The 26425-nt window shown below is 59.9% G+C and carries 18 protein-coding genes and 1 pseudogene; 7 read left to right on the forward strand and 12 right to left on the reverse strand.

Annotated elements, in window-relative coordinates:
• Positions 1 to 115 precede the first annotated feature (115 nt).
• Together fnr and PFAS1_RS26165 are read left to right on the forward strand one after the other, a co-directional pair.
• The gene (gene fnr / locus PFAS1_RS26160) at positions 116 to 859 is read left to right on the forward strand and encodes a fumarate/nitrate reduction transcriptional regulator Fnr (protein ID WP_076031106.1); all 744 of its coding nucleotides are present in this window, start codon (positions 116 to 118) and stop codon (positions 857 to 859) included.
• A gap of 24 nt (positions 860 to 883) precedes the next feature.
• Positions 884 to 1075 (forward strand): annotated as a pseudogene (locus tag PFAS1_RS26165) (alcohol dehydrogenase catalytic domain-containing protein); the annotation flags it as partial.
• A 39-nt stretch (positions 1076 to 1114) separates the two neighbouring features.
• Here the strand turns inward: PFAS1_RS26165 and PFAS1_RS26170 are convergent.
• Positions 1115 to 2038: a universal stress protein gene (locus PFAS1_RS26170; protein WP_076031107.1), complete on the reverse strand. Its 924-nt coding sequence runs from the start codon at positions 2036 to 2038 to the stop codon at positions 1115 to 1117.
• Between the two features lie 209 nt (positions 2039 to 2247).
• Between PFAS1_RS26170 and PFAS1_RS26175 the strand changes: the two genes are divergently transcribed.
• From PFAS1_RS26175 to PFAS1_RS26190, 3 genes are all read left to right on the forward strand, one after another.
• Positions 2248 to 3219, forward strand: coding sequence for a GGDEF domain-containing protein (locus PFAS1_RS26175; protein WP_083671767.1), 972 nt, complete (start codon positions 2248 to 2250; stop codon positions 3217 to 3219).
• 146 nt (positions 3220 to 3365) lie between these two features.
• Positions 3366 to 3635 carry a DUF1652 domain-containing protein gene (locus PFAS1_RS26180; RefSeq protein WP_076031108.1) on the forward strand — a complete coding sequence of 90 codons (270 nt, stop codon included), beginning with the start codon at positions 3366 to 3368 and terminating at the stop codon, positions 3633 to 3635.
• A gap of 566 nt (positions 3636 to 4201) precedes the next feature.
• Positions 4202 to 9034: a M10 family metallopeptidase C-terminal domain-containing protein gene (locus tag PFAS1_RS26190; protein ID WP_076031109.1), complete on the forward strand. Its 4833-nt coding sequence runs from the start codon at positions 4202 to 4204 to the stop codon at positions 9032 to 9034.
• Between the two features lie 696 nt (positions 9035 to 9730).
• On the opposite strand, the gene PFAS1_RS26195 is transcribed toward PFAS1_RS26190, so the two are convergent.
• The 5 genes from PFAS1_RS26195 to PFAS1_RS26215 form a co-directional block, all read right to left on the reverse strand.
• The gene (locus PFAS1_RS26195; protein WP_076031110.1) at positions 9731 to 11080 is read right to left on the reverse strand and encodes a TolC family outer membrane protein; all 1350 of its coding nucleotides are present in this window, start codon (positions 11078 to 11080) and stop codon (positions 9731 to 9733) included.
• 2 nt (positions 11081 to 11082) lie between these two features.
• A complete protein-coding gene (locus PFAS1_RS26200) occupies positions 11083 to 12435 on the reverse strand; it encodes an HlyD family type I secretion periplasmic adaptor subunit (RefSeq protein WP_074876640.1) in 1353 nt (450 codons plus the stop codon).
• Complete coding sequence (locus PFAS1_RS26205) at positions 12428 to 14149, reverse strand: type I secretion system permease/ATPase (RefSeq protein ID WP_076031111.1); 1722 nt, start codon at positions 14147 to 14149, stop codon at positions 12428 to 12430. Before PFAS1_RS26205 ends, PFAS1_RS26200 begins: the two co-directional genes overlap by 8 nt.
• A 335-nt stretch (positions 14150 to 14484) precedes the next feature.
• The gene (locus PFAS1_RS26210) at positions 14485 to 15720 is read right to left on the reverse strand and encodes a saccharopine dehydrogenase family protein (protein ID WP_076031112.1); all 1236 of its coding nucleotides are present in this window, start codon (positions 15718 to 15720) and stop codon (positions 14485 to 14487) included.
• Positions 15721 to 15747: 27 nt separating this feature from the next.
• Complete coding sequence (locus PFAS1_RS26215) at positions 15748 to 16845, reverse strand: carboxynorspermidine decarboxylase (protein ID WP_074876628.1); 1098 nt, start codon at positions 16843 to 16845, stop codon at positions 15748 to 15750.
• Positions 16846 to 17106: 261 nt separating this feature from the next.
• Here PFAS1_RS26215 and PFAS1_RS26220 point away from each other — a divergent pair, with 261 nt between their 5' ends.
• On the forward strand, positions 17107 to 17754 hold the full coding sequence (locus PFAS1_RS26220; protein WP_076031113.1) for an MliC family protein: 648 nt from the start codon (positions 17107 to 17109) through the stop codon (positions 17752 to 17754).
• A gap of 132 nt (positions 17755 to 17886) precedes the next feature.
• On the opposite strand, the gene PFAS1_RS26225 is transcribed toward PFAS1_RS26220, so the two are convergent.
• From PFAS1_RS26225 to PFAS1_RS26250, 6 genes are all read right to left on the reverse strand, one after another.
• Positions 17887 to 19071 (reverse strand): patatin-like phospholipase family protein, encoded by a 1185-nt coding sequence (locus PFAS1_RS26225; protein WP_076031114.1) that lies wholly within the window; start codon positions 19069 to 19071, stop codon positions 17887 to 17889.
• A gap of 99 nt (positions 19072 to 19170) precedes the next feature.
• Positions 19171 to 19635, reverse strand: a complete 465-nt coding sequence (locus PFAS1_RS26230) for a MaoC family dehydratase (RefSeq protein ID WP_074876624.1) — start codon at positions 19633 to 19635, stop codon at positions 19171 to 19173.
• 13 nt (positions 19636 to 19648) lie between these two features.
• Positions 19649 to 20380, reverse strand: a complete 732-nt coding sequence (locus PFAS1_RS26235; RefSeq protein WP_076031115.1) for a hypothetical protein — start codon at positions 20378 to 20380, stop codon at positions 19649 to 19651.
• 66 nt (positions 20381 to 20446) lie between these two features.
• Positions 20447 to 21547: an AI-2E family transporter gene (locus PFAS1_RS26240; RefSeq protein WP_074876620.1), complete on the reverse strand. Its 1101-nt coding sequence runs from the start codon at positions 21545 to 21547 to the stop codon at positions 20447 to 20449.
• 78 nt (positions 21548 to 21625) lie between these two features.
• Entirely contained in the window at positions 21626 to 22261 is a 636-nt protein-coding gene (locus PFAS1_RS26245) for a response regulator transcription factor (RefSeq protein ID WP_076031116.1), read from the reverse strand.
• Between the two features lie 4 nt (positions 22262 to 22265).
• Positions 22266 to 24542, reverse strand: coding sequence for a PAS domain-containing sensor histidine kinase (locus PFAS1_RS26250; protein ID WP_074876614.1), 2277 nt, complete (start codon positions 24540 to 24542; stop codon positions 22266 to 22268).
• 231 nt (positions 24543 to 24773) lie between these two features.
• Between PFAS1_RS26250 and PFAS1_RS26255 the strand changes: the two genes are divergently transcribed.
• Positions 24774 to 26396 (forward strand): acyl-CoA synthetase, encoded by a 1623-nt coding sequence (locus PFAS1_RS26255; protein ID WP_076031117.1) that lies wholly within the window; start codon positions 24774 to 24776, stop codon positions 26394 to 26396.
• The last annotated feature ends 29 nt before the right edge of the window (positions 26397 to 26425 follow it).

The following is a 26425-nucleotide window of genomic DNA, read 5'->3' on the forward strand; positions in this document are numbered from 1 at the left end:
CTGAATGGCACGGGATTTTCCCATTCGTCGATTATCCCGGCAAACACCCCAATGAGATGCATGTCGCAAGGCCCACCACCTATGCTTACTGCATTCCGAGTAGGTGTTTTCTCCCATGCCTGAAGCCCATCCTCTTCAAGTTCACTACCTCAAGGCGGCGTGTTCCAACTGCAGCGTATTGGAATTGTGCCTGCCGATAGGCTTGAGTGGCCCGGAGGTCGAGCGTCTGGATACGCTGATCGTGCAACGCTTCAAGGTCAAAAAAGGTGCAGCGTTGTACCGGACTGGAGATCCCCTGCGCTCGCTTTACGCGGTCCGTATCGGCTCATTCAAGACCTGCATGGTGTCCGTCGACGGTCGTGAACAAGTCACCGGATTTCAAATACCTGGCGAGATACTCGGGCTGGACGCCATCAGTAGCGATGAACATGCCTGCAACGCGTTTGCCCTTGAGGATAGTGAAGTCTGCCCCATCCACTTTGCGCAACTGGAAAAACTCGCCCAGAGCCTGCCGTCACTGCAGCACAACCTTAACAGGCTCCTGAGTCGGGAAATCGTCCGCGATCACGACATGCTGATGATGTTGGGCAACATGAACTCGGATGAGCGCCTGGCCGCCTTTCTGCTGAACCTGTCACAACGTTTGAATATGCGTGGTTATTCATCCAGGGACTTCGTGCTGAAAATGCGCCGCGAAGAAATCGGCTCCTACCTGGGGCTGCGATTGGAAACCATCTGCCGGGGCATTGCGCATCTGCGGGATCAGGGGCTGGTGGAAATAACGGGGCGAGACGTCAAGATCCTCAACATGGAAGGGCTCAAGCAGCTAGTCGTGGGCTGTCATCGCCCCCTCCGCTAACATCCGCACGTCTGGAGCATCGACATGCGCGCCATGGTTTTGCATGCACCCGGCCAACCGCTGCAACGGGAAGAGCGCCCGATCCCGACAGCGGGTCCAAACCAACTGCTCATTAAAGTCTTGGCCTGCGGCGTGTGCCGCACCGATCTGCACCTGGTGGACGGTGAATTGCCACAAGCGGTACTGCCGCGAGTGCCGGGCCATGAAATCGTCGGTGGTTCCGGCCAACGGTTCATCGCGGGGCTACCCAAGTTTTCAGGATTGCAGAGTCTTGCCTGGTTTTATCGCCAGTACACTGCACGGCGCCCGATGCAGGAGTTGTTCGGCCGTGGTCCCCAGCAGCTTGTTCAACCCCTTGTGCTGCACCGTTCCCATCACGATGACATCGGTGTGGTGGTCTGCCGAAAATTGACAAATACTCGACACCGGTGCGCCTTCGATGAAGTGCCGACATTCCGGTGGCACACCGTGACGCTCTGCCAAGGCCGAAAATGCCTCGGCCTGAGCCACGCCCAACGTTTCATAAATCCCGACGGCCAACGGTAGCGCACCAAATCCCATGTCCTGGGCATACACGGCCGTCCAGTCAAAAGCATGTAGCAGCTCCAGCCGGGCGTCACACTGTTCAGCCAGCTTGATCGCAGCGTCGATAATCTGGTCGTTGAAGACAAGGTCCTGGTCTTCGCCGCGCAACACATCGACGATGGCCAGTACGTTGTGGGGTCGCGGGTTGAGGGCATTGGTCACCAGATGCACCGGCACCGGACAATCGCGCAACAACTGCCAGTCCAGCGGCGTAAAAAACACCCGTTTCAATGCCGATTCTTCCTGGGCATCCTTGATGATCAGCGCCAGCGGCATCTCGTTGACGAAGTGCAGAATCTCCTCATAAGGATGCTGTACCCACACCACCTCGCTGGTGACCTCGACCCCGTGTTTGCTCATCAGCCCGGCTTGCTCCGCGAGCCACTGCCGATGGGTTTGCAAATAGCCGTCCCGGGCGAGGTTGATTTGTTCAGGGGCGAACAGGCCAGCCACCGCCAGGGCCTGCAAATAATCGAACGCCACGATGTGCAACGGCAATTGCATCGCGAGTGCCAACGCGGCGGCGCGGTCGAACGCGGGCGTGCGGGTCATGGCTGGGGGGGCTATTAGCAGTAAACGTTGAGTCTGCGACATGGGGCACCTTGGCACGCGGCCATCTGGATGAAGTGAACAGGTATCCAGATTGAACGCTCCTGCCGGAGGCGACTTGATCTTTATCAGAAACGGCGTCCCGTTCGACGCTGATTACGGCAGATAAAGTTGATCTTGATCAACGGATTTCCTCCTCCGTGGCCCTAGCCTGAATCAAGGCTTAATGTGTCAATAGCGATGTCGGAGGGGCAATGATCGAATATGACCAGCAGTTGTTGGTAAGAGCATTGGATGCTGCGACAAACCCGGTAATGATCACAGAGCGGACGGGGTGCATCGTCTGGATCAATAAAGCGTTCTGCCTCTTGAGTGGCTATACCAAACTGGAACTGGTGGGGAAAACCCCGCACCTGCTCTCCTCGGGAAGACAAAGTACTACCTTCTATCGGGACCTATGGCTGACGCTCCTGGCGGGCCTGACCTGGCAGGGAGAAATGGTCGAGCGACGCAAGGATGGCGGTAATTGTACGGTCAATCAGGTCATCACCCCCGTGCTCGATCATCAAGGTGTGGTGACGCACTTCATCGCCATCTTGCACAACTTCAAGTTGATGGATGACGAACGCGCCAGCATGCGGCAGCTGGCGTTCCATGACACCCTGACCGGGTTGCCTAACCGCAGGTTGTTTCTGAATCTGCTCGATCAGGCGATGGACCACGCCACGAGACATCAACAGTCGTTGGCGTTGATGTTTATCGATCTGGATCGCTTCAAGTCGGTCAACGACACGCTGGGGCACGCCTGTGGAGACAAGCTGCTGGTAGCGGTAGCCGAACGCTTGGGCCAGACCGTGCGCAGATCCGACGTTGTCTCTCGTTTAAGCGGGGACGAGTTCGCGATTCTGATCACGGGCACGGATCAAGTCGACCAGCTTGAGGCCTTGGCCAATAAACTTATCGCCGCGATCAATCAGCCCTTCATGATCGAGGCTCAGAGTATCGAAATGCGCATGAGCGTCGGTATCAGCCTGTTTCCCTCTGAAGGTGTCAGTGCCGAAGACTTGCTCGGGCAGGCTGACAGCGCGATGTACCAGGCAAAACAAGCCGGTGGCAATACCTGCCGTTTCAGCCTCCTGCCGCCACACGCTAGAGCAGTCCCGTCTTCTCTGAACGACCGCGACGAATGCGCCGTCTTTCAAGACGGCCAGAGAAAAACGGTCTAATCCCTCTGGGCGCTTGAGGAATACACTTAATGAGGGGCTCTTGGCCAAATGTGTTTAGGGAGCCCATCAAGCATCTACTTTCCAGGAGCTTCCCCATCCACGTCTGACAAAAGTCATTTGGCTGACTCCCGTCAAGGTATGTCGCCATGTTATCGACTCTGGAACTGCGCCACCTCGTAGAGCAAAGCTTTCTGCCGACACGCTGCGACTGTACGGTAGATCCCCCGGCAACGCTGACCGTTCGTTTTTATCAAGGCACCTCGAATCAGGAAATCCTGACGGTCACCGGAATCCCGATTGCCCCGCTCAACAACGGTTTTGCCATCGAGACCCTTATCTCGGATCTGCGCAACGACCTCGTTCGTGTCAGCCCTGTTGCTCCTCGCTACTCGGCCAATCATTTTGAGAAAAGGTAGCAGCGAATACGAAAGTAATAGCAAGCCCGGCATCAAGCTCGGGCCGAGAGCTATCAGCTTGCTGCTAATCCCCTATCTTCCGCTGCTCACGATTTCCACTGCCTGGGCATAACGTTTGGTCGCCTCAGTCACCAGACGCTTTCGCTCCTCTCGGTCGATGAAACCTTGTCTCAGGAACACCTCTGCCAGTCGGAGCAATTCTTCATATTGCTCCTGCGCAGTCATGCGGATATCAGAGCAATCCAGTAAGTCATGCCACGTGGCTAGCGCTTGTGATCTCCGGTCTTCGTACATGGCACCGATTTCCAAGGGCTGTATGCGGTAGAAACTGCCACCTGGCGAGACGTTCACCGGGGACGACATACGGCATCTCGCGCTACCTGAGTCAGCGTCAATAGAACGTTGTTTTTTCGAAGGACCGCACAACCGCTGATCAGTTGGTTCGGTTTTTTGACACTTCCCCGATATGTGGTCACAACTTTTGCGCTCCGCTGGGTCATAACACGGTAGCCGCCGATGGAATATTGGCATTGATCGTAGTTTCGGCCTGATATGGAGATAAGCATATGATTTTTAACGTACAAAATTTTGGCGCCAAAGGAGATGGCATCACTGACGATACAGCGGCTATACAAAGTGCAATTGATGCAGCGGCCGCCGCAGGGGGTGGGCAAGTGTATATGCCGACCGGAACTTATATCGTTTCGGGAGGCGAAGAACCCTCCGACGGCTGCCTGATGCTCAAGAGCAACGTCTACCTGTACGGCGACGGCATGGGCGCAACTACGGTCAAAGTGGCTGACGGCTCCGACACCAAGATCACGGGGGTCATCCGCTCTGCCTATGGCGAGGAAACCCACGACTTCGGCGTCAGCAATCTCACCATTGATGGCAACCGTGACAGCACCACGGGCAAGATCGACGGCTGGTTCAACGGCTACATTCCCGGCGAAGAAGGCTACGACTCCAACGTCACCCTCGACAGCGTCGAGATCAAGGATTGCTCCGGGTACGGTTTCGACCCGCACGAGCAGACCGTCAACATGGTCATCAAGAACAGCGTGTCCCACGGCAATGGCCTGGACGGCTTCGTGGCTGACTTCCTCAGCGACAGCACCTTCGAAAACAACGTCGCCTACGACAACGACCGCCACGGTTTCAACGTTGTCACCAGTACCCACGACTTCACCCTCACCAACAACATTGCCTACAACAATGGCGGTAATGGCATCGTGGTGCAGCGCGGCAGCGAGGACATCCCCTCCCCCAGCAACATCACCATCACCGGTGGCGAGGTGTACGGCAACGGCGCCGAAGGGGTGCTGATCAAAATGTCCAGCGAGGTGACCGTCAGCGGCGTCGATATTCACGACAACGCCAGCGCCGGGATTCGCATTTACGGCAGTAACCACGTCGAGGTCATCGACAACACGCTCAGCAACAACTCCCTGGGCAACCCCGTTCCGGAAATCATCATCCAGTCCTACAACGACACCCTGGGCGTGTCCGGCAAGTACTTCAACGGCAGCGATAACACGATCCAGGGCAACATCATCACCGGCAGCAACCTGTCGACCTACGGCGTTGCGGAGCGCAATGAAGACGGCACGGATCGCAACGCCATTATCGGCAACACCATCAGCCACACCAGCAACGGTGCCACGCTGGTCTATGGTGACGGCAGCTACGTCAGCGCCACGGTGCCGATGACCACCGTGCAAGGCACGGCTGGCAACGACACCCTGCTGGGCAGCGCCGCCAGCGAGATTTTCTACGGCGTTGGGGGCAATGACACCATCAATGGCGGTGCCGGTGGCGACATTCTGGTGGGCGGTGCAGGCATCGACAAACTCACCGGCGGTACCGGCGCCGATACGTTCCGTTACGTCGCTCAGTCCGACAGTTATCGCAACGCAACCACAAGCTTCGATGACACCATCACCGACTTCGACGTCACCCAGGACAAGATCGACCTCGCCGGCCTCGGCTTCACCGGCCTGGGCAATGGCCGTGGCGGCACCTTGCAGGTCAGCTACAGCGCCAGCAACGACCGCACTTACATCAAGGACTACGATGCCGACGCCAGCGGCAATCGCTTCGAGTTGATTCTCTCGGGCAACCTGACCAGCACCCTGACCGCCAGCAATTTCATCTTCAATCGAGTGATCACCGGCACCAGCGGCAGCGACTCCCTGTTGGGTACCGACTCGGCCGACACCCTGCTCGGCCTGGCGGGCAACGACAGCCTCAGTGGCGGCGCGGGCGACGACAAGCTCGACGGCGGTGCCGGTATGGACTCCCTCACCGGCGGCACTGGCGCGGACATCTTTGCGTTCTCCAATCGCCTGGACAGTTACCGCAACTACAACACCGGCGGTGCCAATCTTAGCGACGTGATCACCGATTTCGATATCGCCGCCGACAAGATTGACCTCTCGGCCATTGGATTCACCGGACTGGGGGATGGCAAGAACAACACCGTGTACGCGGTGCTCAACAGTGCCGGCACCAAGACTTACATCAAGTCCTTGACCGCCGATGCCAATGGCAACCGCTTCGAAGTGACACTGGACGGCAACTACCTCAACACGCTGACCAGCGCCAATTTCGTCTTCGCCACGTCGCCAACGGTCAACCATGCGCCGGTGGTGGCAACGGCGTTGCTGGATCAGAGCGCGACCGAAAACACCCCGTTCAACTACGCGGTGCCGGCCACCAGTTTTACCGATCCGGATAACGACAGCCTCAGCTACACCGCGACCCTGGCCGATGGTAGCGCCCTGCCCGCCTGGCTGAGCTTCAATGCCACCAACCTGACCTTCACCGGCACGCCGACCAGCACCGCCTCCGGCAATTACAACGTGCTGGTCAAAGCCACGGACCCGGCCGGTGCATCGGTCAGCGATAGCTTCGCCCTGGCGGTGGCCGATGCCCCCGCCCCCGTTAACACCATCACCGGCACCAACAACGCTGAAAGCCTCAACGGCACGGTGGGCGAAGACCTGATCCTCGGCCTCAGTGGCAACGACACAATCAAGGCCGGCACTGGCGCGGACATTGTCGACGGTGGCGCCGGACGCGATTCGCTGTACGGCGGCGACGGTGCGGACACCTTCCGCTACACCAACTTACTCGACAGCTACCGCAATTACGGCACTGGCGGTGTCACGGCCACCGACACCCTTTATGACTTCACCGTGGGCGTCGACAAGATCGATGTGTCAGCCCTGGGCATTCTCGGCCTCGGCGATGGCAGCAATGGCACGTTGTACATGACCCTCAACGCGGCCGGCGACAAGACCTACGTCAAATCCGCCGAGGTCGACGCCAATGGCAATCGCTTCGAAATCGCCCTCAACGGCAACTACCTCAACACCCTGACCGCCAGTGATTTCGTGTTCGGCGAACGAGCTCAACAGGACATCCTCTACCTGCCTGTCCTCGGCCAATCCAATGCACGCCTGCTGCGCATGACGGAAGACGACAATCAGTCCGGCACCTCGATGCTGGTCAACGACCTGGACCGCTACACCACCTATGACGTGCGCAGCCAGTTCAACGACGCCGATGGCAACGGCATCGACCTCGCGGTGGGCGGCAGCACGGTCACCGGCCTGTCGACTCTCAGCGCCGAGGAACTCAAGTTGTGCTGGTGGCTGACCGACACCAACCAACCCGGGCCTGCGCTGTTGCGCGCCGAGACACTGCTGCGCGAGCAGCTCACCGAACTGCAATCCATCGATAACGTCACCATGGGCATCATTTGGGGCCAGGGCGAGGAAGCCGCCCAGGAGATCGGCCGCGCCACGGACAAAACAGCGGCAGCAGCGGCCTACAAGGCCGCGACCCTGAAGGTGTTTGATTACCTGCATGCCCAGCTCGGCAACTTCAGCGTGTACATGATGGAAACCGGTCACTACGATCAGGGCGCGGCACGTACCCGCGGTTACTCGGAGGAGAAGATTGCCTCCATCGTCGAAGGGGTTGGCTATGTTCGCGCCGCCCAGGAAGCCATCGCCGCCGAGCGCAGCGATGTCAAGCTGGCGGTGGACTACACCGACCTCCCCTTGCGCCACGAAGTCGACCCGCAGGCGTATCCCGACGACGTCTGGCACCTGCACGAAGAATCGGCGGAAATCGTCGGCCAGCGTCTGGCTGACTACATCGCCAGCGACCTTGGCTTCCAGGGCAACCCTAATGACAACAACAGTGTGCAGGACATTTTCGACAACGCTCAGAACATGATTTCCGGCACCGACCAGACAGATACCCTGGTGGGCACTCCAGGCAACGACACACTCGATGGACGCTTGGGCGCCGACACCATGACCGGTGGCGATGGCAACGACATCTATGTGGTCGATAGCGCGTCCGACCGCGTGGTGGAAAGCAACAACTCGACCTCGCAGATCGATACGGTACAGGCCTCGGTCAGCTGGACCCTGGGCGCCAATCTCGAGAACCTGGTGCTCACCGGTGTGTCGAATATCAACGGCACCGGCAATGAGCGGGAAAACTTCATCACCGGCAATGCCGCCAATAACGTGCTCAATGGTGCTACAGGGGCCGATACCATGAGCGGCGGCGATGGCAACGACACCTACTATGTCGACAACGCCGGCGACAGCGTGGTCGAGATCAGCAGCAATGCCGTGTCTGGGGGGATCGACCGTGTACACAGCAGCCTGGCGGCTTATACCCTCAGCAACAACGTCGAGCATCTGTATGTCGATAGAACTGGTGCCGCCAATGGCACGGGCAACGCGCTGGACAACACATTGTTCGCCGGTGCCGGCAACAACGTGCTGGACGGGCGCGATGGCATTGACACGGTGTCTTATGAAAGCGCCCTGTCTGGTGTTACCGTAAACCTCTCGACGTCGGCGCAACAAAACACTGTGAGTTCGGGGCTCGACACCTTGAAATACTTCGAAAACCTGACGGGAAGCGCCTACGCCGACAGTTTGTCCGGCAACAGCGCCGCGAACGTTCTGAACGGGGGCGCGGGTAACGACACGCTGGTGGGCGGTTCGGGCGATGACCGGCTGATCGGCGGTGCCGGCACCGACAACCTCACCGGTGGCACAGGCGCGGATACCTACGCGTTTGGTGCGCTGTCGGACATGGGCGTCGGGGCGTTGCGCGATGTGATCAACGGTTTCAAGACCACCGAGGGTGATCATCTGGACTTCACCGGCCTGGACGCCAACCCGCTGACCGCCACTGTCGACGCCTTCACCTTCATCGGCAGCAACGCCTTCGACCCTGCCAACGCCACCGGCCAACTGCGCTTTGCCGATGGCATTCTATACGGCAGTGTCAACGCCGATGCCACCCCCGAGTTCGAGTTCGAACTGGTCGGCGTCAAGGAGCTGCACGCCAGCGACTTTACAGCCTGAGTCAAGCCCCAAACCTGTGGGAGCGGGCTTGCTCGCGAAGGCGGCGGTACATTCAGCACTGATGCAAGCTGACCCGCCGCTATCGCGAGCAGGCTCACTCCTACAGGGGATTGTCAGTGCCCCAAAAATCCAAGGCAACCGCAAATCAAAATGTGGGAGTGAGCCTGCTCGCGAAGGCGGCGGTACATTCAGCACTGATGCAAGCTGACTCACCGCTATCGCGAGCAGGCTCACTCCTACAGGGGATTGGCTGCGCTACAAATATCGAGGACAGCCGCAGATCAAAATGTGGGAGTGAGCCTGCTCGCGATGGCGGCGGTACATTCAGCACTGCTGCCAGCTGACCCACCGCTATCGCGAGCAGGCTCACTCCTACAGGAGATTGGCTGCGCTACAAATATCGAGGACAGCCGCAGATCAAAATGTGGGAGTGAGCCTGCTCGCGATGGCGGCGGTACATTCAGCACTGATGCAAGCTGACCCGCCGCTATCGCGAGCAGGCTCACTCCTACAGGGGATTGGCTGCGCTACAAATATCGAGGACAGCCGCAGATCAAAATGTGGGAGTGAGCCTGCTCGCGATGGCGGCGGTACATTCAGCACTGCTGCCAGCTGACTCACCGCTATCGCGAGCAGGCTCACTCCTACAGGGGGGTTAGGCTGAGATCTTGAGCTTTGGTTAGAACCGAGGCTTTTTCAGAACAGGCTTTGCACCTGTTCCAGAACTCCGCGGTTCATCTGGCCGGTGTGGGTGTGCAGGCTCACATAGCTTTGCAGCATGTCGAGTTTGGTGTTGAGCAGGTCTCGGCGGGCCTGGAATACCCGCTGCTGTGCATCAAGAATATCCACCGTGGAACGCACGCCACCCTGAAAGCCTTTTTCCGTGGAAGTCAGGGCTCGCTGATTGGACTCCACCGCCCGCTGCATCGCCTTGCTCTTGCTGAACCCGGCCACCACGCCCAGGTAATCGGCTTCGATGTCCTCGGCCAACTGTTGGCGCTGCACATCGTAGTCAGACTGGGCACCGGCCAGTTGTGCTTCGGCCTTCGCCACCGAAGCGCGTACCGCCCCGCCGCGATACAACGGAATATCCAGCTGCACCCCCACGTAATAGGTGTCCTGGCGCGGATCGAGATCCTCGTACTGACGGGTTTCCCGGCGGGTTAGCTGGGTGGTCAGCGACAAGGTCGGATGATGCCCGGCGCGCTGGCTGTCGGCCTGCGCCTCGGCGACTTTCACCGCTGCCAGGCGGGCTGCCAGCTCGGGGCTCGCTTCACGGGCAATCGCTGTCCAGTAAGGCAAATCCTGCTCCGGCGGGATCGGGCTACCGGCGGCGAGTTCTTCGCGCATCGGCTGGATGTCATCGATCGGCAGGCTGGCGCGACCGGACAATGCCCGCAACGCAGCCACGCGACGGGCCTGGGCTTCAGCCTCCTGGGCTTCGACGAGATCGAGCCGCGCCTGGGCCTCATCAATGTCGGTGATCGCGCCCTGCCCGCCCTGATAAAGCTTTTTGCTCTGTGTCACCAAGCCACTGATGGCAGCCTTTTGCTGGGCGATCAACTTGATCTCGTTTTCAGCCCGGGCGACGTCGAAGTAGCCTTTGGCGACCCGGTCGTACAGGGTCTGGCCGGCAACGTCGAATAACTGGTTACCCAACTGCCCTCGCGCCTTGCCTTCCTGATACGCCGCCCAGCGCCCCTTGTCATAGAGAGGTTGTTGCGCCGCCAGAGTGACGTTGTTTGCCTGGTAATCATTACTGTTGACGTAGGTGCTGTCGTCGCCGCCATCGATACGCCCGCCGTAGCCGTAGCGCGACGTCAACGACACTTGCGGATAGAGGCCCCCGCGGCCAATCGCCTCCTCCTGCTTCGAAGCATCAAAGGCATGCGCCGCCGATTGCACGGTCGGGTCATTAGCGCGTGAGGCGTCATAGGCAGCGGTCAGGCTCAGGCCTCCTTCGGCTGCCCAAACCGGATTGACCACGGCCCAGCTGATATACAAACCCAGCAGCACACGGGAGCGATAGCGACAACGGTCGGTCATGCTCATTCCTCTTTGAAGGCCGCAAGCAAGCGCTCACGCAAAGGTTTCATCAGGTAGTTCATCAACGTGCGTTCCCCCGTCACCACCGTGACATCGGCGAGCATGCCGGGACGCACCAGCAGACCGGCGGCCTGGAGCGAAGCGACGGTGCCGGCGGGAATTTCCACCTTGGCGGAAAAGTACGGCTGGTGCGTTTGCTCATCGATCAACTGGTCCGCCGACACCGTAGTCACCGTACCGGTGACCGTTGGTGTATCCACCCGTTGCAGCGCGGTGAAATGCACATGCACCGGCAGACCCGGACGCAACTTGTTGGCCATCAGCGGCTCGAAACGCGCGGTGATCGCCATCGGCGCATCCAGCGGCACCACCTGCATCAGGGTTTGCCCAGCCTGCGCAACGCCCCCGACCGTATGAATACTCACGTCCATGACCTGTCCGGACACCGGCGCACGGATCGCACCGTTGTCGACTTCAAACTGCAAGGCACGAATCTGATCGGCATACCCTGCCGCCTCGGCAGAGACTTCGCTGAGCTGGGTTTCGGCATCGCGGCGAAATTCCTGCTGCGCCTGCAAAGCCTTGAGCCGGCTTTCGTTGATCGCCTGGCGGGTCCTGCCGACATCGCCCACCCCGGAGGCTATCTGCCCGGCCAATTGAGCGGCGTTGCGCTCGGACTCGAAGAGTTTGTTGCGCGGAACGTAGCCTTCACGGGCCAAATCACGCAGGCCTTCCAGCTCCTGCTGCTGGAAGCGCATCTGCGCGTCGTAGTTGCGCTTGACGCCTTCGTAGCCGTGCAATTGCTGCTGCAACGCCGCGGCTTCGTGTTCGATGATCTGCAAGCGGCTGCCCAGTTCTGCGCGGCGAGTCAGAAACAACTGGCTCTGCAAAGCCATGGCGGCCTTGACCCGCGGTTCGTCGGCGCGCTCCAGCAGCTCAGCGGGCCATTGGATCTCGGCTGAGCCCAGGCGCTCGGCAATCAATCGCGCTTCAATGCTGCGATCGTTGAGCAACTTGCCCAGGGTCACGTCCAGTTGGGACTGCGCCTGCACTGTATTGAACTGCACCAGCAACTGCCCTTGGGTGACGCGGTCGCCATCGCTGACCAGCAGCTTTTCCACCACGCCACCGACCAACGACTGCACAGCCTTGCGTTCGCCCGCCACCACCACGGTGCCGCTGCCCACGACACCCTGGTCGAGCGGCGCCAGGCAAGCCCAGAGCAGGAAGCCGCCCAGCGTCAGGATCAGGAAACCCACGCCATAGCGTGCCGCTCCGCCGGCGTCGGTACTGGCGCTGGGCAACGTGTTGGCGCTGCGCACGCTCAGCCCCTGCTCACGGGTCAAATCATGCATCTTCGCCAGTCTCCTTTACCGCGGCCGGTCTTGGCCCCGGCATCAATGCCTTGAGCACCTGGTCCCTTGGACCGAATGCTTGTTGAGTGCCGTCCTTGAGCACCAGGATGTAATCGACTACCGCCAGCACATTAGGCCGGTGGGTGATCAACACCACGGTGCTGCCAGCAGCCTTGAGCACACTGATGGCTTGCACCAGTGCCAGATCTCCCGCTTCATCCAGGTTGGAATTGGGCTCGTCGAGCACAATCAACGACGGGTGCCCATAGAGCGCGCGAGCCAGGCCGAGGCGTTGCTTTTGTCCACCGGACAAGCCAAGCCCGCCGGGGCCCAGCGGTGTGTCGTAACCCTTGGGGAACCTGAGGATCATTTCGTGAATGCCAGCGTGACGCCCGGCGGCGATGATCTTGTCGGCGTCCTGCTCGCCGAAGCGGGCAATGTTGTCGGCCACACTGCCATCGAACAGTTCGATGTCCTGCGGCAGGTATCCAAGGTGCGGGCCCAGGGCATCGTGGGACCATTGACTGATCTCGGCGTCGTCCAGGCGCACCGACCCGCCCATGGCCGGCCATACCCCGACCATCGCCCTGGCCAGCGTTGATTTACCACTGGCGCTGGGACCGACGACGGCGAGCACATCACCTTTGGCCAGGCTGAAATTGATGCCCCGCAAGATCGGCTGCGAGGCGCCGGGCGGTCCGACATACAGCTGTTCCAGGCGTACCGCGCCAGTGGGTGGTGGCAAAGGCATGCGCAGGCGCTCGCGCGGATGCTGGGCCAGCAGCTGGCTCAGGCGCTGGTAGCTCTGGCGGCCGGAGTTGAACTGCTTCCACGAGCCAATGGCAATTTCCACCGGCGCCAGGGCACGCCCCAGCAGCAGCGACATCGCAATCATCATGCCCGCCGACAATTCGCCTTCAAGCACCAGCAACGCCCCCAGGCCCAGGGCCAGAGACTGTCCGGAGATGCGCACGAAACGCGTCATCGAAGTGATTCGCGCGCCGCGGTCGCTGGCATGGGCCTGGGCGGCAACAATGCGTTGCTGCAACAGACTCCAGCGCTGACGCAACGGCCCGAGCATGCCCAGGGCCTGGATGACTTCGGCATTGTGTAACGTGCTGTTTACATAGATCGACGACTGCACGCCCAGGCGATTGGCTTCGCCCAAACGCGTGCGAGTCGCCAACTCGCCCCACAGCGCCAGACCGATCAGCACCAGGGCCAGCACCAGCGTCAGCACGCCGAACCAGGGGTGAAAGATGAACGCCACCAGCAGGAAGATTGGCAACCACGGCGCATCGAGCAAGGCGATCAGGCCCTGGCCGGTGATCAACTGCCGCAGCGTCGCCAGATCGGTGAGTACCTGCGCCGGGTTGGCGTTGTGCTCGCGCAGGCTGCGGGCGAAGGCGGCATCGAAAATCCGCTCGCCCAAGGCATCGTCCAGCCCCGCGCTCATGCGAATCATCACCTCACCGCGCACCCACTCGATCAGGGCGCTGAACATGAACAGGCCCAGGGCGATCAAGGTGAGCATGAACAAGGTGGTTTCGTTGCGGCTGGTGAGAACCCGGTCGTACACCTGCATCATGTAGAGCGACGGCACCAGCACCAGCAGGTTGATCACCCCACTGAACAGCGCCAGCGACCAGAACACCCGGCGATAGCTTAATAAAGCGGCATCAATGTCATGACGCGGATCGAGAAGCAAACCCATAAAGTGTCGCCCGCAAAAGAAATAGTCGGTCCAGGACGCAATCCATCGCTGGTTTTTGCCCTAAGGCAGTGGAGAAAACGCTAAACGTAGCCTGATGTGCCGCTATCAGAGACGATCCTCGTCGCTACTGGCGCCAATTACTGACCGCGCAACCTCGGGTTAGTGCCGGTTCGCCGGGCCGGGTTGGCATGTGGGTGACGGGCGGGAATGTTGCACCCCTGCCGTCCAAAGTCATGAGCCCATTACGCACAAACAAAAACGCCGCTCAATGAGCGGCGTTTTTGCGTATGGCGCGGGAAACTCGGTTCAACTGTAGGTTGCGAGCTTCAAGCGTTTCAGCTCCACGGACGATCTCCATTTTCGTCCTTGATGCGGGTCGGCAGGCCCATCACATCCAGCGCCTTGAGGAACGGCTCGGCCGGAAGCTCCTCGACGTTGGCCATGCGCTGCACGTCCCACTCGCCACGGGCGACCAGCAAGGCTGCGGCCACGGGCGGCACGCCTGCGGTATAGGAAATGCCCTGGCTGTCAGTTTCCGCGTAAGCGTCTTCGTGATCAGCCACGTTGTAGATGAACACTTCGCGCGGCTGACCATCCTTGGTGCCCTTGACCAGGTCGCCAATGCAGGTCTTGCCGGTGTAGCCAGGCGCCAGCGAGCTCGGATCAGGCAGCACGGCCTTGACCACTTTCAGCGGCACGACTTCCAGGCCTTCGGCGGTCTTGACCGGTTGCTCGGAGAGCAGGCCAAGGTTCCTGAGTACGGTGAACACATTGATGTAGTGCTCGCCGAAGCTCATCCAGAAACGCACGTTGGGCACGTCGAGGTTCTTCGACAGCGAGTGCACTTCATCGTGGCCGGTCAGGTACAGGTTCTGCTCGCCTACGACCGGCAGGTCGTCAGTGCGTTTGACTTCGAACATCGTGTTGCTGGTCCACTGGCTGTTCTGCCAGCTCCACACTTGTCCGGTGAATTCGCGGAAGTTGATTTCCGGGTCGAAATTGGTGGCGAAGTACTTGCCATGGGAACCGGCGTTGACGTCGAGAATGTCGATCGAATCAATGCGGTCGAAATACTGTTGTTGCGCTAGTGCTGCATAGGCGTTGACCACACCCGGGTCGAAGCCCACGCCAAGAATGGCGGTAATGTTCTTTTCTTTGCACTCTTCGAGGTGGTTCCACTCGTAGTTGCCATACCAGGGCGGCGTCTCGCAGACTTTGCCTGGTTCTTCGTGAATGGCGGTGTCCAGATAGGCCACGCCGGTATCGATGCAGGCGCGCAGCACCGACATGTTGAGGAACGCGGAACCGACGTTGATGACGATCTGCGATCCGGTTTCGCGGATCAGCGTCTTGGTCGCTTCGACATCCAGGGCGTTCAGCGAGAAGGCCTGGATTTCGGCGGGCACTTTGAGGCTGCCCTTGGCCTTGACGCTGTCGATGATGGCCTGGCACTTGGAGATGTTGCGCGACGCGATAGCAATACGACCGAGTTCATCGTTGTGCTGCGCGCACTTGTGGGCCACCACCTTGGCGACACCTCCTGCACCAATGATAAGCACGTTCTTCTTCAATTTTTCTCTCTCTCCTTCTCTGCCAGCTTACGAAAGGCTGGACATGTAGTCGTTGTAATCAAACTCACGAACCACTTCGACTGTACCGTCGAGTTGTTTCACTACGATGGACGGCATTTTCAGGCCGTTGAACCAGTTCTTCTTGACCATGGTGTAACCCGCTGCATCGATGAACGACAGCCGATCCCCAATCGCCAGCGGACGATCAAACTGATATTCACCGAAAATGTCGCCGGCCAGGCAGGATTTGCCGCACACCATGTAGGTGTGCTCACCCTCGCTGGGCGCCAGCTTGGCATTCAGGCGATAGATCAGCAGATCGAGCATATGCGCTTCGATGGAGCTGTCCACAACCGCCAGGTGCTTGCCGTTGTAGAGGGTGTCGAGCACGGTGACTTCCAGCGACGCGCTCTGCGTGATGGCCGCTTCGCCCGGTTCCAGGTAGACCTGAACGCCGTATTTTTGCGAGAAAGCCTTGAGGCGCGCGCAGAATTCGTCCAGTGCGTAGCCTTCACCCGTGAAATGGATACCGCCACCGAGGCTGACCCACTCGACCTTGTGCAGCAAGTCGCCGAAGCGTTCTTCGATGGTGCACAGCATCTGGTCGAACAGGCCGAAATCACCGTTCTCGCAGTTGTTGTGGAACATGAAGCCAGAGATCTGCCCGATGACCTGCTCGATCTTCACCGGGTCCCACTCGCCCAGACGGCTGAACGGTCGCGCGGGGTCAGCCAACAGATAGTCCGAGCTGCTCACTTGCGGATTGACCCGCAGGCCACGCACCTTGCCGGCCGAAGCCTCGGTGTAGCGCTGCAACTGACCGATGGAGTTGAAGATGATCTTGTCGCAGTTTTCGAGCATCTCCTCGATCTCGTCGTCGGCCCAGGCCACGCTGTAGGCGTGGGTTTCGCCAGCGAACTTCTGTCGACCGAGCTTGAGCTCGTAAAGCGACGACGACGTGGTGCCGTCCATGTATTGCTGCATCAGGTCGAACACCGACCAGGTGGCGAAGCACTTGAGTGCCAGCAGGGCCTTGGCCCCGGACTGTTCGCGCACGTAGGCGATCTTCTGCATGTTCGCCAGCAGCTTCTGTTTATCGATGAGGTAGTACGGCGTTTTGATCATTTCGAGGCGCCTCCGGCAAGGCCAGCCAAAAAAGGATGCGCATTGTGCCTTCACTGGCCACATATCGAAAGAGCAGGAAGCGCTCTGCGGGTGAAAGGCGGTTCAATTTAAGTCCAAAGCGCCCCGCAAGCCAGACCGGGAGTGGCAAGTTTTGAGCACTGACTTACACTCGATACACCCAATGCGAACGAATCAATGACCAACGGATCGATAGGTTCCATGGCACTCCGGGGATCACGTAATGATCTGGGTGAAGCCAACATGAAAACGGTCACCAACCTTTTCACCTGTCTGCTCGCTGCCAGCGTTTGCGCGGTGACGAGCACCTGCGCACAGGCGGCATCGTTCGAGACCAGCTTCGACTGCGCCACGGCAAGGGCATCCGTCGAAAAACTTATCTGTCGCGATCGGCAACTGGCGCAGATGGATATCGAACTGACGCGTCTTTATCGCCTGGCGCTCACGGATCAACGGTCTGTACCGCGGCCAGATAAAATCTTGATCGACCAGGAGTTCTGGATCGACTCCCGCAATCAGTGTGCATCCACGTCTGAGCCCAAGGCGTGCACGATCCGAAGTTATGCCGAGCGCGCGCACCAGCTGCGCCAAGGCTCGGCCATTGTGAGAACCAAGGATCCAGACAGGCTCACCGAAGGCCCCCTGGCTTTCCGGTGTACCGGGTTAAACCCACTGATTGCCGCCACCTTCTTTAATACGCAGCCAGGCGTCGTGTACCTGAAATGGGCGAACACCTCAGTCACCCTGAACCAGGTGCCGAGTGATTCGGGAACCCAATACACAGGCAAGGATTCCCAAGGCAACTACCGCTTCTGGCAAGACGGCAACGGGGTGATTTTCCAGAAACCAGGCTCGGGGGCGATGAGTTGTGTGGCTGAGCCGGTCAGCTGATTTCGCTGTGGCAAGCTCCGAAAAATCAAGCGCCGCTATTCCCGTATTTCAGCCGCAACACTTTTGTAACGTGGCGAGGGGATTTATCCCCTCGCCACAACGGCACGCATCAGGTAGAGCGCCAGCCCTCTCTCACGTACTCGGCGATTTATGCCACGGATAGCCTTTCGCGCTGAGTTCAAAGGCGTATTCGAACAAGCGCTTCATGTACTCGCCATCAAATCTGTGATTACGGGAAATATCAAAGTCGGAGCCGATGTACGCCAGATTGAAGTCCGCGCCATCCTGCTGCGCAATTCGGTAAATCCGATCCAGATCGCTGATCCCCTGAGTCTGGATCAACGCGCTGATGGCGCGACCGCCGATGCTCAAGGTGCGACGCTTGGTTCCAGACCATTGCAGCTCCAGTTTGCCGTTGCGAATGACATAAAAATGCCGTTCATCACGTAAACGCGCCCCGGTCACGCGGTTCAGCGCCATCACAGTGCCCGGTGGATAGAGAAACACCTGAGTCAGGACGCCTCCGTCCACGTGCATTTCCTGAAACTGTTGGCCATCAACCTCCACATCGATCATGACCGGTGAGACGGCGCCGGGAATACTCATCGAGGCGATCATGATGTTGCGAAACAGGTCGAGCGCGCCCGGTGCCTGGCTGGAGGCAATAGCGCCCATGTTCCAGGTGACCGGGCGCCCTGAATCGAGATCGGTGGTGCCGATCATCAGCAGACGCCCTTTGGCGTATTCCGAGGCGATCGCCGCAAGAACCTCGGCAGTGACATGCTGTGCAATCAGCCGCGACAGCGGCTTGCTGTGCGCCATACCATCGCTGGCAAGACGGGTCAGCATATTGCGCGGATGGAAAATGTCTTTTGGACCGACTGCATTGCAGATACCCAGAATGACACTGTCGTACTGGGGCCCAAGGTAGGCAAACGGGGCGACCAGGGCGCCAGCGCTAATGCCGGTGACGACTTTGAACACAGGTCGAGACCCATGCAGGGTCCATCCCGCAATGATGCCCCCCGCGAATGTGCCAGCATCGCCGCCCCCCGAAACGGCCAACATGCTGGCCAACGGCAGGGTGTCATTGGGCATCCCTGCGCTGGCAAGCGCTTCGGCTTCTCGGAGGTTGGCCTGACTCACATCCCGAATGAACGGCGTCAGGTCCTGGTCCAGCCAGTAGCGTGCATCTGGAATGCCTGGGATGAGCGCTTTTTCGGTTAACGTTGGCGGCACCGCATCACGGCGTTGCAGGCACGCTTGACGCAACATGTTCAGCGTTGAGGCGCTAGGCCTGAGCAGGAATGTTTTCAAAACGCCTCCTCCGGCCCCTGCAATAGACAAGGAACGCGCTCAATGCAACGGCAAGACGCCTTGCCGCTCACGCCCGCTCCATATACCCATGACTATTTCTCAATCAGGCGCCGGTCTTCTGAACACCAGCAGTTTGCCGGTGGCTCGCTGCACGACCTTGTCGTTTTGATTGAGTGTTTCCATGAACAGGGTCACCACACCCCGATCTGGTTTGGTGCTGGATGGATCGATGGCCTGCACGGTGCATTGCAGACGCAACAGATCGTCCGGGTAGGTTGGCGTCGGCCAGCTCAACTCGATGCCTAGGCCGATGATCCCGTCTGCCAATGGCACGCTTTCCACCAGCAGCTTCATGGTCAGGGCTGCGGTGTTCCAGCCACTGGCTGCCAGACCACGGAACAGGCTCAGCTCGGCGGCTTCAGGATCGAGGTGAAACGGTTGCGGGTCGAATTCCTGAGCAAAGGCCAGCATCGACGCTCGATGGACACGCAGGCTGTCGCTTTCGAACTGCTGACCCAAACTCAGGTCATCGAGGTAGAGTTTTTCCCAGGAATGAATGGTCATGATTCAACCCTCTCTAGGCGTAGCCGATTTCGCTGAGGTCGATAGCCACCAACAAGTCATCCTTGTCTGGCTGCCCGTCCGCTCCGCGACGATAGGCTCGCCGTTTGCCGGGCATGCGCAGCCCGTCTGCTTCAACGTAGTCATGAACATACTGCGCGGCAGGCAGGCCACCACTCACGTCAACGTTGTAGTCATGTCGACGAAGCAGGAAGTCCTCGCCGAAATAGAAATCCTGCACCGCGCAGTGGGTGGCGATGTTCTCGGGAAAGGTCACCTGTAATCGTCGCCAGCGCTGTGTACCCTCTTGCCAGGGTTCGACTTCCTCGGCCAGGACACCCGACAAGGTGAACAGGAACGGCATGGTCAGGTAGGACCAGAGCGCGTAACCGTTGAAGTACGCCCGCTGAAGTGGATCCCAAGGGGATGTTTGCCCGTGTCCGCGAAAGGATTCCCGGGGCGCTGGTCGCTCGGCAATCACCTTGCCCTCGGTGGTTTCGATGGCGATGCGGTCCGGCGTGTAGGCGGTCCGTTGATCAGGCCCACCGAATGGCATCACCGAAGCGCGCTGTTCATGCAGCCAAACAGTCATCTGCCGGGGGAAGCTGTCCTGCGCCAGCCCTTTCATGCCCCATAGCGAGCCGCCGGTCACGAGGGTGGCGCGAACTTTACTGAAGTGGCTCCAGCGCTCCAGACCACCATGGGCGATCAGCACCTGGTCCAGCAGTTGATGACTCTGTGTCGTCATGGTGGCAGCCCTGCTCGTCAGGGCGAATGGCCTGAATATCTTTCATGCTAGCGCAAGCCCGGGCAGTCATAACGTCGGCGGGACGTCCGGTCTGTTCGGCGGCTGATCCTCTACCCATTGCCAGAACAACTGATAGCCGACCGCAAGCACTACCGGGCCAATGAACAAGCCGAGGATACCGCTCGTGACCATGCCCCCCAAGGCACCGATCAGCACCACCGGCATTGGCACATCGACGCCGCGCCCCAGCAGCAAGGGCTTGAGTACGTTATCCACCAGACCGGCAATGAACACATAGATGGCGAAGATGATCGTCACCGTACTGGCCCCTTCGGTGGCGAACACATAGGCAATCACCGGCAGCGTAATCAAGGTTGCAGGTAATTGCATGATGCCGAGCAGCAGCACCGCCAAGGCCAGCAGACCGGCACCGGGCACCCCCTTGAGCACGAATCCGATGCCCACCAGCAGCATCTGGATGAAGGCGATGCCGACCACGCCCAGCGCTACTGCACGAATCGTCGCGGTACACAGTTCGGCGATTTTCGGCCCCTTGCCCGGATCGCTGACGCGGGAAGCGATCTGTATCGCACTGCGCCTGCCGCTCTCGCCGTAGGCCATGAAAATGCCGGCAATGATCAGGGCAAAGATAAAGGTAAGAAAGCCCATGCCGACGCCGGCCAGTTTGGCGAGGAAACCCACACTGAAATGTTTTATCTGCGGCAGGTACTTCGCTGTCAGGTCTGGAAGATCGGTAGAGGCCTGCAGCCATACTGCCGAGATCGACTTGCCCACTAAAGGCCATTCAGCAACTGAATCGGCGGGTGGCGGAATATGGAATTTGCCGTCCCTGATGATGGTCATGGCGTGCTCGACCGAATCGGCAATCGAGGTGACCAACAGATAGATCGGCACCATCAGCACTACGATTGCGACCAGCACAATCAGGGTCGCAATACGGCCGTCTTTCTGCCCCAGCGGCCCCTTGAGCCGCTCTTGCAAGGGATAAAGCGTGATCGCCAGGATCAGCGACCACAGCATGAGGTCGCGAAACGGGCTGAAGATCTCAAAGCAGAACAGCACCAGTACGGCAATCAGCCCGGCGCGGATCAAAACATCGAGCAAACTGCGGGTGAACGCCTTCTCGGAACTGGATGTGGGCACCATTGCTGCCTCCTTGCAGATCGCTGCAGAGGGATGGGATCGGTAAGCCCAGCATAGACGCCAAATGGAAAGCGTGAGCAATCACCGCAGCTTCAGCGGATCGACCAGTTCAGCGGCGATGGCCATGCCCACCAGGTCCGGCAAGGTATTGGCCTGCATGCGTTTCATCACCCGCGAACGATACAGATCGACGGTCTTGGCGCTGACACCCAGTTGTTCAGCGATTTCGCGGGTGGTGTAACCCTGCACCAGCGGCAGCAAGACATCGCGCTCCCGTGGGGTCAGTGTCAGCAAGCGCGCCTGCAAGGCTTCTTGGCCCTGATTGCCCGAGCGGTTTGCCGCGCAGTTGCTGAGCGCCTGTTGCACGCTGTCCAGCAGCAATTGTTCGTTGTAGGGCTTCTCGATGAAGTCATGGGCGCCCGCCTTGAAGGCGCGAACCACGATCGGTACATCTGCGTGCCCGCTGACGAAAATGATCGGCAGGTTCAGCTCACGTGCGCGCATTTCTTCCTGCACGTTCAAACCGCCCATGCCGGGCATGCGAACATCGAGCAGCACGCAGGCATCAAGACTGGCATCACAGGCATTGAGAAACGCCACGCCGCTGGTAAACGGCAAGGCCTTGAGTCCGACCGATTCCAATAACCAGACCGTTGAGTCGAGCATGCCTTGATCGTCGTCGACGACATACACCACGTGCTCCGTCACACCTGCCATTACGTTATTCCTGTTGTTGTTTTGTTGGGCCGGCCAGCGGCAAGCGGCAGCACATCAGCAGCCCGACAGGTTGGCGTCGGGCCTGCAATTCACCACCGAACCCTTCGATGATGCTGCGGCTCATGGACAAACCAAGCCCCAGGCCATCGGCCTTGCTGGTATAGAACGGGGTAAATATCTGCTCCAGTTCCGGCTCGCTGACACCCGGGCCCTGGTCTTGCACACTGATTTCCACGGTTGCACCAGCGCCCTGCTCCGCTGCCATCACGATCAGCGAAGGCTGCCCCGGATGTCGTTCGCGGTTGGCGTCGATGGCGTTTCGCAGGAGATTAAGCAGGACCTGCTCCAGCAGCACCCGGTCGGCATAAATCGGCGGCAGATTATCCGGCAGGCGGTCCTCGATTGTCACTTGGCAATTGCTCGCTTCCCAGGCACACAAGCGCACGGCCTCGCGGGCGACGTCGGTGAAATTCAGGGCTTGCATCCGGCGTTGTCCCTTGCGCAGAAACGCGCGCAAACGTCTGATCACCTCCGAGGCATGCGTGGCGTGATGGGTAATGCGCTCCAGCCCTTGCGCCACTCGGGCGGCGGCTTGGGGATTGGAATCCAGCGTCTGCAAATAGCGCTGGCTGGCATTGGCGTAATTGACCACCGCCGCCAACGGCTGGTTGATTTCGTGTGCGATGCCCGAGGCCAATTCACCCAGGGTGACCAACCGCGCGGTGTGCGCCAGTTCATCCTGATGGCGGCGCTGTTGCACTTCACGCAGTTCACGCTCGGTCATGTCCCGCGCCACCAACGAGTAATAGCGCTCGCCGCCGGCCGAACGGTGCGCCAGCAGCACCAGCGACACCGGCACCGAAGTGCCGCCCCCCGGTGGCTGCAATCGCGCATCGGTGCTCCAGACACCGTCGCGTTCGGCGCTGCTCCAGCCATCACGTTGCAGACGTGCCAGGTCGCTGCTGGCGAACAGTTCCGCCAGGGCCGGCATCGGTTGTTGCTCGTCGATCCCGAGGATGCGCCGCGCCGCGGGATTGAGGTAAGTGACTTGCCCCTCGGGGTCGATGAACAACACCGGGTCGGTGTTGGCCTCGACCACCTCCGCCAGGCGTCGCTTGTTCTCCTCGGCTTGCACCCGGGCGGTAATGTCCCGGGATACGCTGACCACTTCAACCACCGTCCCGGTGTAGGTTTCACGAATCGCCCGGCTCGCGGTTTCGAACCACAGGTAATGCCCGTCGCGATGGCGAATGCGATAGGTCATCGTGTGATAACCGTCCTGCTCCAGGGCATCCCGCGCGCGTTGCACCAGGCTGGCCAGGTCCTGACCATGGAACAAACCCTGGGCCATTTGCCCGCGCAGCTCTTCCGGCCAATAGCCGAGCAACGTCCAGGACGCGGGCGAAGCATCCAGAAAGCGCCCGTCGGGTGTATGCCTGGAAATCAGGTCGGTGGTGTTTTCGATGATCAGCCGGTACAACCGGCGTGCCGTGGCCGCTTCACGCTCGGCCAATACTTGTGCCGTGGCATCGCGACACCGGGCAAGCACGCGGTTGTCCTGGGGGTCGGGGATAAACGTCCAGATCAGGATCTGCGCGTCCAATTGGGCTTCGACCCCTTCGATGGCGCGCTGCTGGTCCAGGCAGGCACGGACCAGCACCCGGTGATTGACCGGCAGAAAACCCAGCACATCAGTCAGCGGCTTTTCGGCGAGCAGTGCCAACAGCGCGGCATTGAACTCCAGCGGTCGGCCCTGGGCATCGAGCAACAGGCTCGGTTGCGGGTCGTGACCCAACAGCGGCGAGCCGCGCAGCATGCCGTTGACGCTGCTCAGCAAGGTCGTCAGCAAGTCCTGCACCCAACCCAGCCAATCAAGGCTCACGCCCTCGCACACTTCCACCAGCAACAACCCCGGCTGCCCCGGCTGCAAGGCCAGATCAAACACCTGGCCATGGCTGATAGCGGCACGACGCAGTCGCCCGGCCAACCAGCAATCGAGTTGACGTACTTGCGCCAGATCCAGCCGCCCCGCTTCGGCCAGCCGATCAAACAACCGCTGATCGCTGGCCAGCGAAGGGTCGCCCAGCCCCGGTGGAAAATGCTGGGCGGCGCCCTCGTGGCTGTAAATCCGCGCATTGGCTTGCCAACTCAGATAAACCGCCCGGCGCACCTCGGGGCAATCCTGCAGCGCACGGCACAACGCATCGGCCCGGGCGGCCAGGGACACACCCTCGCGCTGCAGGCGCAACCAGCTGTGCAATCGAACGGGGGTCAGGGTCATCACAGGTCCGCTTCGTTGGGGAGGCCAAGGATATACCGGCCTTGGCGGTGTGACTGTATTGATTTAGATCCGCAAGAATCAAATATAGTACATATCCTATATGACGTAGGTTGTACTTCCATATAGGTGGCTGAATGTTATATAAAGCAAACCGGACATAAAAGGTGCCCCCAGCGGCGACGCTGCAAGGGTCACCTATAGAGCTAACAATCAGCCACCGAGTACCCGTACATGTCGATCTATGAACAAGGGCTAGGCCCTGCGGCTGTCAATCATATTGCCTTGTCTCCGCTCAGCTTCATCGAGCGCACCGCCAGCGTTTATCCAGACTACCCCGCCGTCATCCATGGCTCTATCCGCCGCACCTGGGCGCAGACCTACACCCGCTGCCGTCGCCTGGCGTCGGCGCTGGCCGGGCGCGGCATCGGCAAGAACGACACCGTAGCGGTGATGCTGCCCAACATTCCCGAGATGCTGGAAGTGCACTTCGGCGTGCCGATGATCGGTGCGGTGCTCAACCCGCTCAACGTGCGCCTGGATGCCGAAGCCATCGCCTTCATGCTGCAACATGGCGAAGCCAAGGTGCTGATTACCGACCGCGAGTTCCATGATGTGATTCACGCGGCGATTGGCATGCTGGATCACCCACCACTGGTCATCGACGTTAATGATCCGGAATACGGTGAAGGCCAGGCTGTCAGCGAGCTGGACTATGAAGCGCTGTTGGCCGAAGGCGACCCGGACTTCGCCTGGCAGTGGCCGGCGAACGAATGGGACGCCATTTCGCTGAATTACACCTCCGGCACCACCGGCAACCCGAAAGGCGTGGTTTACCACCATCGCGGTGCGTATCTGAATTCGTTGGGCAACCAGATGACCTGGGCCATGGGCAACCATCCGGTGTACCTCTGGACCTTGCCGATGTTCCATTGCAACGGTTGGTGCTACCCGTGGATCATCACCGCCATGGCCGGTGTGCATGTGTTCCTGCGCCGCGTCGATCCACAGAAAATCCTCACGCTGATCCGCGAGCATCAGGTCACCCACCTGTGCGCCGCGCCGATCGTGCTCAATGCCTTGGTCAACATGCCGGAATCCGCTAAAGCGGCGATCGATCACCCGGTCAACGCCATGGTCGCCGGTGCCGCGCCACCGGCCAAAGTGATCGGCGCCGTGGAAGAAATGGGCATCAAGGTCACCCACGTCTATGGCCTGACCGAAACCTACGGTCCGGTGACGCTCTGCGCCTGGCATGCCGAGTGGGACGAGTTGCCGCTGGACGAACGGGCGCAAATCAAATCCCGTCAGGGCGTGCGCTACCCAACGCTCGAAGGCGTGATGGTCGGCGACTCGAAGACGCTGGAGCCGACCCCGCGAGACGGTCAAACCATCGGTGAAATCTTCATGCGCGGCAACACCGTGATGAAGGGCTACTTGAAAAACCCGACCGCCACGGCCGAAGCGTTCGAGGGCGGCTGGTTCCACACTGGCGACCTGGCGGTGTGTCATCCCAACGGTTACGTCGAGATCAAGGACCGACTCAAGGACATCATCATTTCCGGCGGCGAGAACATTTCCACCATCGAACTGGAAGGTGTGCTCTACCGCCATCCAGCCGTCATGGAAGCAGCCGTCGTCGCCCGTCCCGATGAGAAGTGGGGCGAAACGCCTTGCGCCTTTATCACGTTGAAGGCTGATCACCAGGACGTTCGCGAGGCCGACATCATCGGTTTCTGCCGCGAACACCTGGCCGGTTTCAAAGTCCCGCGCACGGTGGTGTTCACCCTGCTGCCGAAGACCTCAACCGGCAAGATCCAGAAGTACGTTCTGCGCGACAGGGCTAAAGCGCTCTAACCCGAACCAACGTTGTACCCGTCAAGCGG

Source organism: Pseudomonas frederiksbergensis, from assembly GCF_001952935.1.
GTDB lineage: Bacteria > Pseudomonadota > Gammaproteobacteria > Pseudomonadales > Pseudomonadaceae > Aquipseudomonas > Aquipseudomonas frederiksbergensis.

Excerpts from the sequence above, each read along its gene's own strand:
- PFAS1_RS26220 (WP_076031113.1), top strand. The coding sequence starts at position 17,107 with ATGAAAACGGTCACCAACCTTTTCACCTGTCTGCTCGCTGCCAGCGTT.
- PFAS1_RS26255 (WP_076031117.1), top strand. The coding sequence starts at position 24,774 with ATGTCGATCTATGAACAAGGGCTAGGCCCTGCGGCTGTCAATCATATT.
- PFAS1_RS26170 (WP_076031107.1), bottom strand. The coding sequence starts at position 2,038 with ATGTCGCAGACTCAACGTTTACTGCTAATAGCCCCCCCAGCCATGACC.
- PFAS1_RS26200 (WP_074876640.1), bottom strand. The coding sequence starts at position 12,435 with ATGCATGATTTGACCCGTGAGCAGGGGCTGAGCGTGCGCAGCGCCAAC.
- PFAS1_RS26195 (WP_076031110.1), bottom strand. The coding sequence starts at position 11,080 with ATGACCGACCGTTGTCGCTATCGCTCCCGTGTGCTGCTGGGTTTGTAT.
- PFAS1_RS26180 (WP_076031108.1), top strand. The coding sequence starts at position 3,366 with ATGTTATCGACTCTGGAACTGCGCCACCTCGTAGAGCAAAGCTTTCTG.
- PFAS1_RS26215 (WP_074876628.1), bottom strand. The coding sequence starts at position 16,845 with ATGATCAAAACGCCGTACTACCTCATCGATAAACAGAAGCTGCTGGCG.
- PFAS1_RS26245 (WP_076031116.1), bottom strand. The coding sequence starts at position 22,261 with ATGGCAGGTGTGACGGAGCACGTGGTGTATGTCGTCGACGACGATCAA.
- PFAS1_RS26240 (WP_074876620.1), bottom strand. The coding sequence starts at position 21,547 with ATGGTGCCCACATCCAGTTCCGAGAAGGCGTTCACCCGCAGTTTGCTC.
- fnr (WP_076031106.1), top strand. The coding sequence starts at position 116 with ATGCCTGAAGCCCATCCTCTTCAAGTTCACTACCTCAAGGCGGCGTGT.
- PFAS1_RS26235 (WP_076031115.1), bottom strand. The coding sequence starts at position 20,380 with ATGACGACACAGAGTCATCAACTGCTGGACCAGGTGCTGATCGCCCAT.
- PFAS1_RS26190 (WP_076031109.1), top strand. The coding sequence starts at position 4,202 with ATGATTTTTAACGTACAAAATTTTGGCGCCAAAGGAGATGGCATCACT.
- PFAS1_RS26230 (WP_074876624.1), bottom strand. The coding sequence starts at position 19,635 with ATGACCATTCATTCCTGGGAAAAACTCTACCTCGATGACCTGAGTTTG.
- PFAS1_RS26175 (WP_083671767.1), top strand. The coding sequence starts at position 2,248 with ATGATCGAATATGACCAGCAGTTGTTGGTAAGAGCATTGGATGCTGCG.
- PFAS1_RS26250 (WP_074876614.1), bottom strand. The coding sequence starts at position 24,542 with ATGACCCTGACCCCCGTTCGATTGCACAGCTGGTTGCGCCTGCAGCGC.
- PFAS1_RS26205 (WP_076031111.1), bottom strand. The coding sequence starts at position 14,149 with ATGGGTTTGCTTCTCGATCCGCGTCATGACATTGATGCCGCTTTATTA.